This is a genomic window from Streptomyces griseus subsp. griseus, from assembly GCF_000720255.1.
GTDB lineage: Bacteria > Actinomycetota > Actinomycetes > Streptomycetales > Streptomycetaceae > Streptomyces > Streptomyces griseus_I.
The window spans coordinates 20,221-33,252 of record NZ_JOJE01000007.1 but is presented as its reverse complement, the minus strand read 5'-3'; the positions used below and the strand labels follow the sequence as shown (position 1 = coordinate 33,252).

Sequence of the window (13,032 nt, the reverse complement as noted above, 5' to 3'; positions counted from 1 at the left end):
GTGGTCCTGTTCCCGGCGGGGCGGACGGCTTTGCGGGCCGCCCGCCCCGACCGCTGTGTCCTACGGGGTTACGGGATCCGGTAGCCGGCGTTGTCGGAGAAGTCCTGGTCGATGGCGCGGGCGGCCTTCGCCAGGGCGCTCTTCGGGTCGGCGCCGCCGTACACGGCGCTGAGGGCCTCGCTGAACTTGGCCGTGACGGTGGGGTATCCGGCGGTGACCGGACGGGTCACCGCCACGCAGGACTTGTCGATGCCGGTGTCACCGCAGGGCTTGGCGAGCTGGTCGGCGTAGAGCTGGAGCGGACCGCCCTGCTTGTAGAGGGCGCTCTTGGCGAGCACGGACTCGGTGCCGGGAGGGGCACCGTTGGCCGTCGTCATCGCGGCGACGTTGGTGTCGTCGAGGAGGGAGTCGAGGAACGCGCCGGCGGCCTTGCCGTTCTTGGTGTTCGCGCCGATGCCCCAGGCCCAGGAGCCCTGACCGGTCTTGGGGCCGTCGCCGAAGTCGGGCAGCGGAAGGACGACGAGGTCCTTGCCGAGTGCCTTGCTGTAGGCCGGGTACATCCAGTGGCCGACCCAGCTGAGCGCGACGCGGCCCTTGGCGAAGGCGTTGCCGTCGGTGTTGGGGTCGGTGTACTTCTTCCAGGACTGGAAGGTCTTGAGCGCGGCGGCCACGGCCGGTGTGTCCAGGGCGCCCTCGGCCTTGCCGTCCTTCAGCAGCGAGCCGCCGGCCGACCAGACGATCGGGGCGAAGCCGTAGGTGCCCCACTCGTTGGCGAGGCCGCTGTTCTCCTGGAGGTCCAGGCTCTTGCCGTCGGAGTCCTTCGCGGCCAGTTTCCGCACCGCCTCGGTGAACTGCTCCGCGGTCCAGGCGTCGGACAGACCCTTGGGGTACTTCACCCCGGCCGCGTCCAGCAGCTTCTTGTTGCCGTACACGCCGAGCCCGGAGTCGTACATGCCCAGGCCGTAGTGCTTGCCGTCGATCTCGCCCTCGGCCTTGATGGCGTCGGTGGCGTTGGCCAGGGTCCGGGTGGAGACGTAGTCGTCGATCGCGGTGAGCTTCTTGTTGTAGACGAAGCTCGCCATGGTGGGGCCGTCGAACTCCATCACGTCCGGCAGCTTGGCGGCGTCGGTCGCGGTGATGGTCTTGGTGTAGTCGGTGTCGGGGATCAGGGTCAGCTTGACCTTGATCTTGTCCTGGGAGGAGTTGAACGTCTTCACCGCGTTCTGGAGCGCGGCCGCCTCGCTCGCCTGTCCCTGGTGGGCCCAGACCGTGATGGTGCCCTTGCCGCTGCCCTGCTCGGCGGAGGTGCCGGTCTGGCCGCCTCCGCCGCAGGCGGCCAGTGCCGCCAGCGGGAGGGCGAGGGCCAGGGCCGTGCGGGCGGTGCGGCGCCCTCTTGTGCTTCCGGCGTTCATCGGTGGTGCCTCCAGGTGTGGTGCGGGTGAGGGTGCATCGTGCGGTCGGTGCCGGGTTCCTTGATCACGAGGGGCAGCAGCTCCCACGCGTCGACGGCGTAGCCGAGGCGTGCGCCCGGTGTGCCGTGGGCCTGGAGCCGCCAGGGGCCCTGCCCGGTCGGGTAGCAGCGCAGGGTGAGCACCTGCCCGGTGGAGGTCAGGAAGACCTCGAAGACGGAGTGGTCGACGATGACGCGCAGGTCGACCGGGCGGTCGGCCGGGCAGGGCATCCGGTAGGAGCCGCCGTGCGCCCGGTCGTCCCGTGAGGCGTGGTCACGGTCGACGACCAGTTCGCCCGCGTCGGGGTCGAGGCGGATGTCGAGGTACTCGGTGCCGTCGGAGGTGGTGAGCAGCCTCAGCACCGCGCCGCCCGTGGGTTCCAGACGGGCCGTCAGGTCAAAGGCGTGGCCGACGGAGCCGAGTTCCACCGGGTCCGGGCCGTGGGTCTCGCCCGTGGCGCGGACGCTGTGTTCGCCGCGCAGGGAGAGCAGTTCGGCGGCGGGCTGTTGCCGCAGTGTGCCGCCACCGTCGCCGTCTGCCTCCACGGATGTCTCGCGGGGCAGCGTGAGAACGCCGGCCCATCCGTCTTCGGCGGCCCAAACCTGGTCCCGGGCTTCCGCGGACCAGCCCCACAACAGCCATCTGCCGTCCGGTGCGCGCAGCAGCGCGGGCGCGTAACAGTCGGGGCCGTGGTCCACCAGGACGGGGGCGCCCGCATCGAGGACACCGTCCCGTTCCTCGCCGATCAGGGCCGCGACGCACCTCGGGCTGTCGTCGTCGTTCCAGGCGCTGAACAGCAGGGCGTCGGGCCCGGTGTCCGACGACAGGTACTGGGGGCACTCCCAGCCCTCGCCGGTGTGCAGGTCCGTACCGTCCACGAACTCCGGCTCGCGGGCGTCGAGGGGCCCCCGGTAGGTCCAGGTGTCGAGATCGGGCGACTCGTACAGCAGGGCCGCGCCCCGGCCGTCCGCGAGGGCGGCGCCGACCAGCATCCGCCAGCCGTTGCCGTCCCGCCAGATGTAAGGGTCGCGGTACATCGTGCAGCCCTCGGGCGACTCGGCGACGATCAGCTCCCCGGAGGGGCGGAAGGTGAGGCCGCCGTCGTGGGACTCGGCCGTGGTGACGGGCTGGCTCCAGCGGTCCTGGCGGTACGCGGAGTAGAAGGCGACCAACCGGTCACCGTCGGAGACGGCGTTGCCGGAGAAGCAGCCGTCAGCGTCCACCGCCCCCGGGGTCGGGGACAGGGCGATGGGCAGCGGCTCCCAGCTCAGCAGGTCGGGGCTGCGGAAGTGGCCCCAGTGCATGTTCGCGTGGTCGGTGCCATGCGGGTTGTACTGGTAGCAGACGTGATAGTGGCCGTCGTGGAAGACGAGCCCGTTGGGGTCGTTGATCCAGTTCCGGGGCGGTCGCAGATGCGCGATCGGCCGGTACGGATCAGGGGACGCGGTGGACACACACGTGCCTTTCGATGGACCGGAGGGCGTGCGGGGGCGGGCCGGCGGCCGGACGGTCGCGGGCCTCTTCGGGAAACGGGACGGGGGCGGCCTTCACCGGCCGGGGGGCCGTCGGCGCGGTACGGCGACGTCGGCCGGTGCCCGGCGTGAGGGCGCACGAGGGCGTAGCTGTGATCGTCGCCGGGCCGCCCGGACGGGTGGTTCGGGGCGCCGTGAACGGCCCGGTCGCCTCGGACGTCCTGTCCGTCGGCGCCCGGCCGGTACGGGCCGGGGCTCAGCGGGTCCGCACGGGGTTCAGCAGGTGCGCGCGGGGGTGCCGGGAGAGCCGGAGGAGTCGGAGCCCGCGCCGGACATCAGCAGGCGGAAACGGCTCGACGACTCACGGAAAGTCCTGGTGGACATGCGTGTACCCTTCGCTGTGTTCACAGTACTGACAGGACCGACGACCGGTTGCGACGGTCGCCTGTCGTGGTGCGGATTGCTTCGCCGTCCCGGGGTCAGAGTCGGGGCGGCGAAGCGACCGATGCCCGCGCCACCAGCGGGCAAAGCAGTGTCTCCTGGGTGTCCGGGCCCGGTGGCCGGCCCGGTGTGGCGGTGAGCGCGAGCAGCTGGGCCACGGCCCGTGCCCCCATCTCGTAGTGCGGGAGCTGGACCGTGCTGAGCCCCGGGTGGAGGCCGTCGCAGATCAGCTCCTGGTTGTCGAACCCGATGACCGACAGGTCCCCGGGGACGGACAGTCCCAGTTCGGCGGCCGCGCGGTAGGCGCCCATGGCCATCCGGTCGTTGAAGCAGAACAGTGCCGTGGGGCGGTTCTCGGACGTCAGCAGGCGCAGCGCGGCCCGGTGGCCGGCGGCCGTGTCGTTGGGCACGGTCGGCTCGGCGACGACGAGGGAGGGGTCGTAGGGGACGCCGACCTCGGCCAGCGCAGTGCGGTAGCCCTCCAGGCGGCCCCGGAGAGCCGGGGTGTCGGCGGTCGGCACGGTCATGCCGATCCTGCGGTGCCCGTGGTCGGTCAGCTCCTTCACCGCGGTGCGGCCGCCCTGGACCTCGTCGGGTACGACGGAGGGGATCGCGGGGTCGTCGCAGCGCGCGTCGAGCAGCACGGTGGGCGTCGAGTGCAGGCTTTCGGGAAGTTGCACGATCCGGTGGTACATGGCCGCGTACAGCACGCCGTCCACCTGCCGCTGGAGCAGCATCTCGATGCTGGTGCGCTCCAGTTCGGCATCCCCGCTGGTGTTGACGAGCAGGAGCACAAGGCCCTCGGCGGCGGCGGCCTCCTGGGCGCCGAGGATCATCCGGCCCGCGTGCGGGGTGGTGGCGATCTCGTCGCTGACGAAGCCCATGGTGTGCGAGCGCCGCAGCCTCAGGCCCCGGGCGAGGCCGTTCGGCGCGTATCCGAGCTCCTCGGCGGCCTTCAGGACGCGCTTGCGGGTGTCGGGGTTGATCCGCTTGCCCTCGACCCGGTTGAGGATGTGGGACACGGTCGTCGCGGACACGCCGGCGGCCGCGGCCACGTCCTTGATCCCGATCCGGCGCGTCATCAAGCCCCACCCAAACTGGTTGTTTCCGGGTTGGCCAATCGTTTTGGCAACCCGTGTGCACATGAGAGTGCCCACGGTCACCGCTTCTGTCAATGGCTCGTAAACGAACTGTTGCCGTCATGTCTCCCCGACGCGGTGAGGTGCGTCGGTGTCAGAGCGTCAACTCTCCTTCCACACCAAGGCCTTCAGCACGGCGCTGGTGACCCGCACCGGTGCCGTCTCGAAGGCCTTGAGCCGGATCCGCATCTGACGCCGGGAGCCGATCCGGCCGGTCAGGGGCAGCTTGCCGAAGGTGGTGCCGGAGGTGCCGACGAGTTCGCCGATGGGGTGGTCGGTGACGTACGCGCCGGTGGAGTCCACCTCCGACTGGCGGATCTGGAGGACGCGGCCGGCCGGGAGACCGGAGACCCGCAGGTTGAGTTCGCCGGTGAAGCGGGCCGGGCCGCGGACGAAGACGGAGCCGTCGGTGGCGTGCCCGCCGGGCTCGTCTGCCCACTCGGCGGTGAACTCGACCGCGTCCCAGTCACCGCCCGGCCTGAGCGCGAAGGGCGTGTCGATGCCCAGGTTGACGTAGAGGGGCATGGGGTCCTCCTTCTCCCAGTGGCCCGCCGGCAGGGCCAGGCAGTCGGCCAGATCACGGCGGAAGTCCTTCATGTCGAAGCCGCGCGGGTCGGGCTTCCAGTCGCTCCACTCCAGGTGCCCGATCGCGCTCTTGTGGCTCCAGCCGTGGACACGGCAGATCCCCGCGTTGGCCCTGACCATCGCCAGGTACTGCGCACGCGGCCACGGGTCCTCGCCGGTGCCGAGGTTCTCGCACTCGAAGCCGTAGAAGTGGCGGTTGCCGTCGACCGCGCCCGCGGAGCCCTCGTGCTGATGCGTGGCGGGCGGGCGGTCGCCGTACGACTCGTCCCGTACGGCGGCGAGGACGTTCGGGTCGCCGCCGCCCGCGTGATTGGCGCGGCCGTTGCCCACCAGGTGGACGACGCCGTCCTTGGTGATGCAGCCGGTGGCGAGCGGGCCCGGCAGGTCGCTGCGGCCGTCGTAGACGAGGTCCACGACGTCGACTCCGGATCCGGTCGCGGTGTGATGGTTGATCACTCCGTACACCGGGCCCCAGGCGCCCACACCGTTGCGATTGTGGGTCCGCCAGCTGCGGACCTCGCGCACGGTGCAGCCCTCGGCGAGCAGTGCGGCGAGCAGTCCGGCAGCGGTGAGCGGTGTGGCCATCGAGCCTCCGTTCCCTCTCGTCGTCCCCCGTCGTCCCCCTCATCCATCTGACGCTCCGTCACACATCGTTCCGTGTACGCAGAGTAGGACTGCGGGGCCGAGACGGCTGGAGGAATCCCAGCCATCACGAGACCGCGGTCTCATGGCCCCGGGCCGCCTCAGGCCTGGGCACCCTTCGGGATGCCGTACGCGCGCTCCACCCGCAGCCTCACGACCAGGCGGCGGTCGCGGACCATGGCGGCCCGGTAGTCGTCCCAGTCGGGGTGCTCGCCCACGACGTCGCGGTAGAGGCGGATCAATTCCTCGACGGTCTCGTCGTACGGGTCCCGCGCGACGGGCGCGAGGTCGGCGGTGCCCTCGGCGACCGTGTAGGCGCGGTGGCCGGAGGTGGTCACGTGGTACGAGGCCCGCGGGTCCCGGCGCAGGTTGCGGGTCTTGGCGCGATCGTCGGTGACGGAGATCCGGACGACCCCCTCCTCCGGGTAGTAGTGGTGGCTGACGTTCGACAGCTGGGGACGGCCGTCGCGCTTGAGAGTGACCAGCACCCCGCTGCGGCCCTCGGAGAGCAGCGCGAGCAGTGCGTTCTGGTGCGCGTCCTGAGTCATGCCTGCAACAACCCGGACCGTCGGCACACGCATTCCCCTTGAAGGGGGTAGACAGTGTCTACCCCACCTTGGTAGACACTGTCCATGACCTCAACCGAGACAGGCCTGCGCTCCCGGCTCGTCGACGTCGGCGTGGACCTGGTGGCGCGTGAAGGCGCCCAGGCGCTGACCCTGCGGGAGATCGCCCGGCGGGCCGGCGTCTCGCACGGGGCGCCCCGCCGGTACTTCCCCACACACCTGGAGCTGCTGTCGGCCATCGCGCGCCGCGGCTTCGCCGACCTCGCCGGCCGGGTCGCGGCGGTGATCGGTGACGGCACGGCGGGCCCGCGCGCGCAGGTGGCGGCGCTGGGGCGGGCCTACCTGGAGTTCGCGCTGGACAACCGTGGGATGTATGAGCTGATGTTCCGTCATGAACTGCTGGAAAGTGGTCACTTGGGTCTACGGGACACCAGTCTCCCGCTCTTCGGCGTGCTGGCGGAGCTGGTCGGACGGACCCGCCCCGAGGCGGACGCCCGGGCCGTCGCGGGCGCCCTCTGGGCCAACCTGCACGGCATCGCCCAGCTGTGGGGCTGGGGCAGCCTCCAACTGGCCACCGGTGCCGAGGACTTCGTACCGCTGCTGCGGACCGCCCTGGACGCACACCTCGGGCCGGAGGACGGCCGGTGAACCGCGCGCTGACCCTGGCGAGCAGCGTGGCGGGGGCGGTGATCGTCGCTCTGGACGGAACGGTGCTCGTCGTCGCGCAGCCCACGCTGCGCCGCGACCTGGACGCCTCCCTCACGCAGGTGCAGTGGACCAGCACCGGGTATCTCATCGCGGTGGCGGGCCTGTTGGTGTTCGCGGGCCGGCTCGGCGATCGGTACGGACACCACCGGATCTTCGGGATCGGCATGATCGGCTTCGGGGTCGCCTCGGCGGCGATCGGACTCGCGCCGGGGGTGGGCTGGGTGATCGGACTGCGGGTCGTGCAGGGCGTGTTCGGCGCCCTGCTGCAGCCGGCGACGCTCGGGATGCTGCGGGCCGCGTTCCCGCCGGAGCGGCTTCGGCGCCCCCTCGCGGTGCGGACCGTCGGCATCGGTGTGGCGGCCGCCGCCGGGCCGGTCGTCGGCGGGGCCCTGGTGACGGGCTTCGGCTGGCGGGCGGTGTTCTTCCTCAACGTCGTACCGGCCCTGGTGCTCGGCGCGCTCGCCCTCACCGCCCGGAGTGCGCCGGGGCCGACCCACGCGGGAACACCCGGCCTGGACCTGCCGGGCGCCCTGCTCCTCGCGGTCGGTCTCGCCTGTCTGGTGCACACCCTCGTCGCGCTCCCCGCGTCGGGGCGGCCCCCGGCCTATGGGCTCGGCCTCGCCGTGGCCGTCGTCGCCGGTATCGCCCTGGTCCGGCACGAGCGCCGTACCGCGAGCCCGCTCGTGCCGTCGGACGTCGTGGGCGTGCCCGCCGTGGGCGCGGCGCTCGGGGTGCTGGTCGCCGCGTCGGCCGCCCTGAACGGCGCGCTGTTCGCGTGCGTCCACGTGCTTCAGGGCGAGCTGGGTCTCGACGCGTTCCGCAGTTCCCTGGTCAGCCTGCCGCTCGCGGTGCTCATGGTCGGGGCGGCCGCGGGCGCAGCGGTGTTGCTGCGCCGGGCGGGTGCCCGGCGGACGACAGTCGCGGCGGCGCTGGTCCTCGCGCTCGGCATCCTGGTCCTCGCCCGGGCGGTGGGCACGCCCGCGCTCTGCGCCGGCTTCGCGCTGCTGGGCGCCGGGTTCGGCACGGTGATGGTGGCGGCCACCCATGTCGTCGTACGGCAGGCGCCCGTGGAGTCGGCCGGGGTCGCGGGCGGGCTGCAGCAGACGGCGATGAACGTCGGGCCGGTGCTGGGTGTGGCTGTGGCGGCCCTGCTCATGGGGCTCGGCACGGCCCGGTCGCCGCTGGTCGTCCTGGCCGGCGTGGCCGCGGCCGGGGCGGTGGCGGCGCTCGCCCTGCCCGGGCGTTCTGTCGCGACGATCACAGAACACGGCGATGCGGGGGCCCGCTCAGGTGTTCCTGCGGGACGATGAGTCCGAGGCCGTCCGGGCGGGTATGCCGGACCGCACTCGGAGAACGCGACGGAGGAACAGAGCGATGGCACAGCTGCGACAAGAGGTCGCCCCGGGCGAGGTCGGACTGGACGAGGAGGCGCTGGACCGCCTCGACCGGCACGTGGCCCGCCTCGTCGACGAGGGGCACCTGCCCGGCTTCCTCGTGGCGGTCTCCCGCGGCGGCCGCGTCGCCCACCTCACCACGTACGGCCGTCGCGACGTCGGGGCGGGCCTCCCGGTCACGTCCGACACCCTGTACCGCGTCTACTCCATGACCAAGCCGGTCACGTCGGTCGCCGCGCTGATGCTGGTCGAGGAGGGCACGCTGTCGCTCGACGACCCGGTCTCCGAGCACCTCCCGGCCTTCGCCGACCAGCGGGTGCACGTCGGCGGCTCCGGCGCCGGGATGGAGACCCGTCCGGTCGAACAGCCCATACTCGTCCGGCATCTGATGACCCACACCGCCGGTCTGACCTTCGCCTTCTACCACTGTCATCCTGTCGACGCCCTCTACCGCGAGGCCGGCCTGGAGTCGGCGGTGCTGCCGGGATCGGACCTGGCCGGGACCGTCGAGGCGTACGCGCGACTGCCGTTGCAGTTCGAGCCGGGGACACAGTGGAACTACTCGGTGGCCACCAACGTCCTGGGCCGGGTCATCGAGGTCGTCTCCGGGCAGCCGCTGGACGTGTTCCTCGCCGAGCGGATCTTCCGTCCGCTGGGCATGCCCGACGCCGGATTCCAGGTCACCGACGAACAGCGCGGGCGACTGGCGGAGCTGTACGGGGACACCGACAGCGGCGGCATCGAGCCGATCGCCGGTCTGCCCCTGTTCGGCCGCCCCCGGTTCCTGTCGGGCAGCGGCGGCATGGTGGCGACCGCGTACGACTACCACCGGTTCATGGAGCTGCTGCGGCGGCGCGGCGAACTCGACGGCACCCGTCTGCTCCGGCCCGGCAGCGTCGACTTGATGACGAGCAACCACCTGCCGGGCGGTGCCGACCTGCGCGCCGTCGGCAGCCGACCCGCCCACGACGAGCCGGGCAACGACGGGGTCGGGTTCGGTCTCGGAGTCTCCGTGGTGATCGACCCGGAGCGCACCCAGGCCCCGTCGGGCCTCGGCACCTATGGCTGGAGCGGGGTGGCCACGACCACGTTCTGGGTGGACCCCGGCCGCGATCTGACCGTCCAGTTCCTGACCCAGCTGCGCCCGCGCAAGTCGCTCAAGCTCTACCCCGATCTGAAGCGGCTGGTGCACGAGGCGGTCAGGGACGCGTGACCTGAGTGGCCGGGTCAGCCGTCGACCGTGCGGGTGAACCGCACGCCCTCCCGCGCCAGTTCGTCCAGCCACTCCCGTGATCGGGCCGCCGTCTCCGCCGCGCGGCTCAGGCCGGGCGGCAGTGAGCCGTCGAGGATGTGGCGCACGCCGAGGGCGAGGGTGCGGGAGACGCAGCGGGCCATGGCGCTCTCCTGTGCGTCGCCCTCGAGGTCCAGGAGGCAGCGGCCGGACCACGTCGTGCCGCCCGCGCCCCGCACCGCCAGCGAGACGGCCAGGACGACCCGGTCCCGGTCGGCGTCGGTGGTGGGGTAGGTGTCCGCCAGCTCCCGGGCCAGGGCGGCGATCCGGGCGTCGTCGCCCGCCCTGAGCTCCTCGAACACCGCGTCCCAGGCCCGCAGCCAGCCGTCCAGACGCAAGGTGCCGCGGACGAAGCGCGACGGCTTCCAGGCGGAAGGCAGTCCGTACTGGGCGACGAACGGCACGCTGTCGCGGTTGGGGTAGACCTCGAAGGTCTCGCCGTCGACGACGTGCGCGCGGGTGGCCTCCCAGGGCCGCTCGGCGACGGTCTCGGCACCGCCGTCGATGTAACGGGCGGGTGAGCGCAGGGCGTTGAGGACGCCCAGGGGTGCCCAGCTGAAGCGGTAGCGGAAGTCGTTGGGGACGGCGGGGATGCCTCCGCAGTACGAGGTCAGCTCGTAGGAGGCCGCCGTGTCGTCGCCGATGGCCTCCCGGGCGCGGTCGACGAGGTCATGGGCGAAGAGGTGGTCGATGCCCGGGTCGAGCCCGGCCTCGGTCAGCACCACGACCCCGGCCGCCTCGGCCTGCCGCACCTGCTCCAGGACGGCGTCCGACACATAGCTGGAGCAGGCGAAGTGGGCCCGTCGCTCCACGCACGCGGCCAGCAGGCCGGCGTGCTCGGGGGCGGGCAGCATCGACACCACGACGTCCCCGGGCGCCAGCTCGGCGGTGAGGGCGGCGAGCGTGTAGGCACGGGGCTGGGCGCGGCCGGTGAGGCCCCGCTGTTCGAGGGCCTCGGCGGCGCGCTCCTCGGTGCGGTGCCACAGCCGTACCCGCTCCGCGTCGGCGCACAGCGCGGCAAGCCCGCTGCCGGTGGAGAGTCCGGCGCCGACCCAGTGGACGGTGCCGCTCGCGGGAACCGGGTCAGTCATCGCGGAACTTCCCTTCGTCGAAGCCGAGTTCACGGCAGGCCTGGTGGAACCGCTCCAGGCAGCGTCCCCACGGGCCGCCGGTGGTGAAGTCGAGCAGTTGGAGCAGCAGGGCGGCGGAGAAGTCGGTGCTGGACTCGCGTGGCAGGAGGGAGGGCAGGTTGTCGATGGCGATCAGGTCGAGCGGGGGCTCCTTGCGCAGCCGCCGTGCGGGGTCGGTCCACTCGGTGGTGCGGTCGTAGACCGGCAGGACGTTGAGGGGCGAGCCGACGTCGCAGGTGACGTCGGAGAGGGTGCGCAGCCGGCGGGCTGGATCGTCGAGGTCCTGTTCGCGGACGAAGGGCGGGACCGGACTGGTGGCGAGGACGCAGTTGACCAGGACGTCGTGGCCGAGCAGGGCGCGGCGGTCCAGGTCACGCGTCTCGGCGAGGTCCCAGCAGGTGGGCTCGATCCCGGCCGTGTGGAACGCGACCCGCGCGCCGCGGCCGCTGCGGCCCAGGGCGCCGATCACGAGCGCTGTGAAGGCCTCGTCACCGGCGGCCGCGCGCAGCGTCTCGTCCAGCTCGTCCTTGTCGGTGGGCCGCAGCGGTGCCGTGAGCCGGCCGCGGTGCTGGAGCACGGCCAGGGCGGCGCCCAGGTAACCGGCCCAGAACCCGAAGGCGGCGAGCCGGCGGCCGTCGTCGTCGACCAGGTACTCCAGGTCGAGCAGCGCCCCTCCCCCGGCGGTGAACCGGCGCAGCAGGTCGGCGGCGCCCGGCTGCCGCTTGTAGGCGTGCCCGAAGAAGATGTGCCGGTGGGTCAGTTCGGTCGGCTCGTCGGGGAGTTTCTTCAGGCCGAGCACGACGGCCTCACGCGGCGCCGACACCCAGGAGCCCGCCGGGGCGATACGGCAGCCGGCCGCCTCGTACTGCGCGACGGGGAAGATCCGCTGCGGGGACTCCTCGACGGTCAGTGCCACCCCGGCCTCGACGAGGCGCCGGGCGTCGGAGGGCACGATCGGGGTGCGCCGCTCGGTGGTGCGGGCCTCGTGGCGCAGCCACAGGTGGAGTTCTGTCATACGCAGTTGACCTCCGGACGCGGGGCGTCGGCCGCGAACCGGCCGGCGCTCAGGGGGCTGACGTCCACGAAGGGTACGCGGCCCAGGTACAGGTCACGGATCACCTCGCCGACGGCCGGTCCCTGGAGGAAGCCGTGACCCGAGAAGCCGGTCGCGTACAGGAAGCGGGACACCGAAGTGGCCTCGCCGATCAGCGCGTTGTGGTCCGGGGTGACCTCGTACAGGCCCGCCCAGCCGCCGGTGCGGCGGGTTTCGAGCAGGGCGGGGGCCCGGCGCTGCATGGCCGCGGCCAGGCGGGGGATCCAGCGGTCGTGGGTGTCGGTGGCGAAGCCGGGGCGCTCGTCGGGGTCGGACATGCCGACCAGCAGGCCCGGCCCTTCCGAGTGGAAATAGAGGCTGCTGGTGAAGTCGATGGTCATGGGCAGCTCGGGCGGCAGTCCGGGCACCGCCTCGGTGACCGCGATCTGCCGGCGCAGCGGCTGCACGGGCAGGTCCACGCCGACCATGGCGCCGATCGCCCGGGACCAGGCGCCGGCCGCGCAGATCACCGTGTCGGTGGTGATGCGGCCGAGGGTGGTCACGACGGCGGTGATCCTCTCGCCGCGCAGTTCGATCCCGGTGACCGCGGTGTGGCGCAGGATCTGCACGCCGCGTGCGCGGGCGGCGGCCGCGTAGCCGTGGACGACGGCCTCGGGGGTGCAGTGGCCGTCGTCCGGCGAGAAGGCGGCCGCGAGCAGGCCGTCGGTGGTGATCAGCGGGGAGAGGCGGCGGGCCTCGTCGGGGGTGATCATGCGGCTGGGCACGCCGAGGGAGTTCTGCAGGGCGACGCCCGCCTCGAAGGAGGCCACCTCCTCGGGCGTCGACAGCAGGAAGAGATAGCCGACCCGGCGCAGCCCGATGTCGTACCCGATCTCCTCGCCGAACCGGCCGAACGCCTCCAGGCTGCGCGCCCCGAGCCGGACGTTGAGCGCGTCGGAGAACTGGGCCCGCACCCCGCCCGCGGCCTTCGACGTGGACCCCGCGGCCAGCTCGTCCCGCTCGACGAGGACGACGTCACGGACACCGGCGGCGGCCAGATGGTGGGCGATGCTGGTGCCCATCACTCCGCCACCGATGACGACGACGGACGCATACGTGTTCACGCGGGCGGCTCCCTCCTTGCGAGCGGCCCCGGCCATGGTGCCGGGGCCGGATACGT

11 protein-coding genes are annotated in these 13,032 nt (G+C 72.6%); 3 read left to right on the top strand and 8 right to left on the bottom strand.

Annotated features, from left to right (window positions below):
- Positions 1–68 precede the first annotated feature (68 nt).
- The 5 genes from IG99_RS12765 to IG99_RS12745 all read right to left on the bottom strand — a co-directional run bounded on the left by IG99_RS12765 (position 69) and on the right by IG99_RS12745 (position 6,278).
- Positions 69–1,412: an ABC transporter substrate-binding protein gene (locus tag IG99_RS12765; protein WP_037673123.1), complete on the bottom strand. Its 1,344-nt coding sequence runs from the start codon at positions 1,410–1,412 to the stop codon at positions 69–71.
- Complete coding sequence (locus tag IG99_RS12760) at positions 1,409–2,905, bottom strand: glycoside hydrolase family 32 protein (protein ID WP_051865292.1); 1,497 nt, start codon at positions 2,903–2,905, stop codon at positions 1,409–1,411. The genes IG99_RS12765 and IG99_RS12760 overlap by 4 nt, the downstream gene beginning before the upstream one ends.
- A gap of 497 nt (positions 2,906–3,402) precedes the next feature.
- Positions 3,403–4,446, bottom strand: a complete 1,044-nt coding sequence (locus tag IG99_RS12755) for a LacI family DNA-binding transcriptional regulator (RefSeq protein ID WP_037673122.1) — start codon at positions 4,444–4,446, stop codon at positions 3,403–3,405.
- Between the two features lie 159 nt (positions 4,447–4,605).
- Positions 4,606–5,673: a peptidoglycan recognition protein family protein gene (locus IG99_RS12750; RefSeq protein ID WP_037673120.1), complete on the bottom strand. Its 1,068-nt coding sequence runs from the start codon at positions 5,671–5,673 to the stop codon at positions 4,606–4,608.
- A gap of 158 nt (positions 5,674–5,831) precedes the next feature.
- Positions 5,832–6,278 carry a TIGR03618 family F420-dependent PPOX class oxidoreductase gene (locus IG99_RS12745; RefSeq protein ID WP_037673118.1) on the bottom strand — a complete coding sequence of 149 codons (447 nt, stop codon included), beginning with the start codon at positions 6,276–6,278 and terminating at the stop codon, positions 5,832–5,834.
- An 84-nt stretch (positions 6,279–6,362) separates the two neighbouring features.
- Between IG99_RS12745 and IG99_RS12740 the strand changes: the two genes are divergently transcribed.
- From IG99_RS12740 to IG99_RS12730, 3 genes are all read left to right on the top strand, one after another.
- Positions 6,363–6,944, top strand: coding sequence for a TetR/AcrR family transcriptional regulator (locus tag IG99_RS12740; RefSeq protein WP_037673117.1), 582 nt, complete (start codon positions 6,363–6,365; stop codon positions 6,942–6,944).
- Positions 6,941–8,314, top strand: coding sequence for an MFS transporter (locus IG99_RS12735; protein WP_037673115.1), 1,374 nt, complete (start codon positions 6,941–6,943; stop codon positions 8,312–8,314). Before IG99_RS12740 ends, IG99_RS12735 begins: the two co-directional genes overlap by 4 nt.
- A gap of 64 nt (positions 8,315–8,378) precedes the next feature.
- The gene (locus IG99_RS12730; protein WP_037673112.1) at positions 8,379–9,611 is read left to right on the top strand and encodes a serine hydrolase domain-containing protein; all 1,233 of its coding nucleotides are present in this window, start codon (positions 8,379–8,381) and stop codon (positions 9,609–9,611) included.
- 14 nt (positions 9,612–9,625) lie between these two features.
- Here IG99_RS12730 and IG99_RS12725 read toward each other — a convergent pair whose 3' ends face one another.
- Genes IG99_RS12725 through IG99_RS12715 form a run of 3 tightly spaced genes read right to left on the bottom strand, consistent with a single transcriptional unit; the run spans position 9,626 to position 13,012 of the window.
- A complete protein-coding gene (locus tag IG99_RS12725) occupies positions 9,626–10,780 on the bottom strand; it encodes a saccharopine dehydrogenase family protein (protein ID WP_037673110.1) in 1,155 nt (384 codons plus the stop codon).
- Positions 10,773–11,834 (bottom strand): saccharopine dehydrogenase, encoded by a 1,062-nt coding sequence (locus IG99_RS12720; protein WP_037673107.1) that lies wholly within the window; start codon positions 11,832–11,834, stop codon positions 10,773–10,775. Before IG99_RS12720 ends, IG99_RS12725 begins: the two co-directional genes overlap by 8 nt.
- Entirely contained in the window at positions 11,831–13,012 is a 1,182-nt protein-coding gene (locus IG99_RS12715; protein WP_199815505.1) for an NAD(P)/FAD-dependent oxidoreductase, read from the bottom strand. The genes IG99_RS12720 and IG99_RS12715 overlap by 4 nt, the downstream gene beginning before the upstream one ends.
- Positions 13,013–13,032 lie beyond the last annotated feature (20 nt).

Bases quoted from the DNA above. Each gene is read 5' to 3' on its own strand.
- IG99_RS12755 (WP_037673122.1), bottom strand. From the start codon at position 4,446: ATGACGCGCCGGATCGGGATCAAGGACGTGGCCGCGGCCGCCGGCGTG.
- IG99_RS12720 (WP_037673107.1), bottom strand. From the start codon at position 11,834: ATGACAGAACTCCACCTGTGGCTGCGCCACGAGGCCCGCACCACCGAG.
- IG99_RS12725 (WP_037673110.1), bottom strand. From the start codon at position 10,780: ATGACTGACCCGGTTCCCGCGAGCGGCACCGTCCACTGGGTCGGCGCC.
- IG99_RS12740 (WP_037673117.1), top strand. From the start codon at position 6,363: ATGACCTCAACCGAGACAGGCCTGCGCTCCCGGCTCGTCGACGTCGGC.
- IG99_RS12745 (WP_037673118.1), bottom strand. From the start codon at position 6,278: ATGACTCAGGACGCGCACCAGAACGCACTGCTCGCGCTGCTCTCCGAG.
- IG99_RS12765 (WP_037673123.1), bottom strand. From the start codon at position 1,412: ATGAACGCCGGAAGCACAAGAGGGCGCCGCACCGCCCGCACGGCCCTG.
- IG99_RS12730 (WP_037673112.1), top strand. From the start codon at position 8,379: ATGGCACAGCTGCGACAAGAGGTCGCCCCGGGCGAGGTCGGACTGGAC.
- IG99_RS12715 (WP_199815505.1), bottom strand. From the start codon at position 13,012: ATGGCCGGGGCCGCTCGCAAGGAGGGAGCCGCCCGCGTGAACACGTAT.
- IG99_RS12750 (WP_037673120.1), bottom strand. From the start codon at position 5,673: ATGGCCACACCGCTCACCGCTGCCGGACTGCTCGCCGCACTGCTCGCC.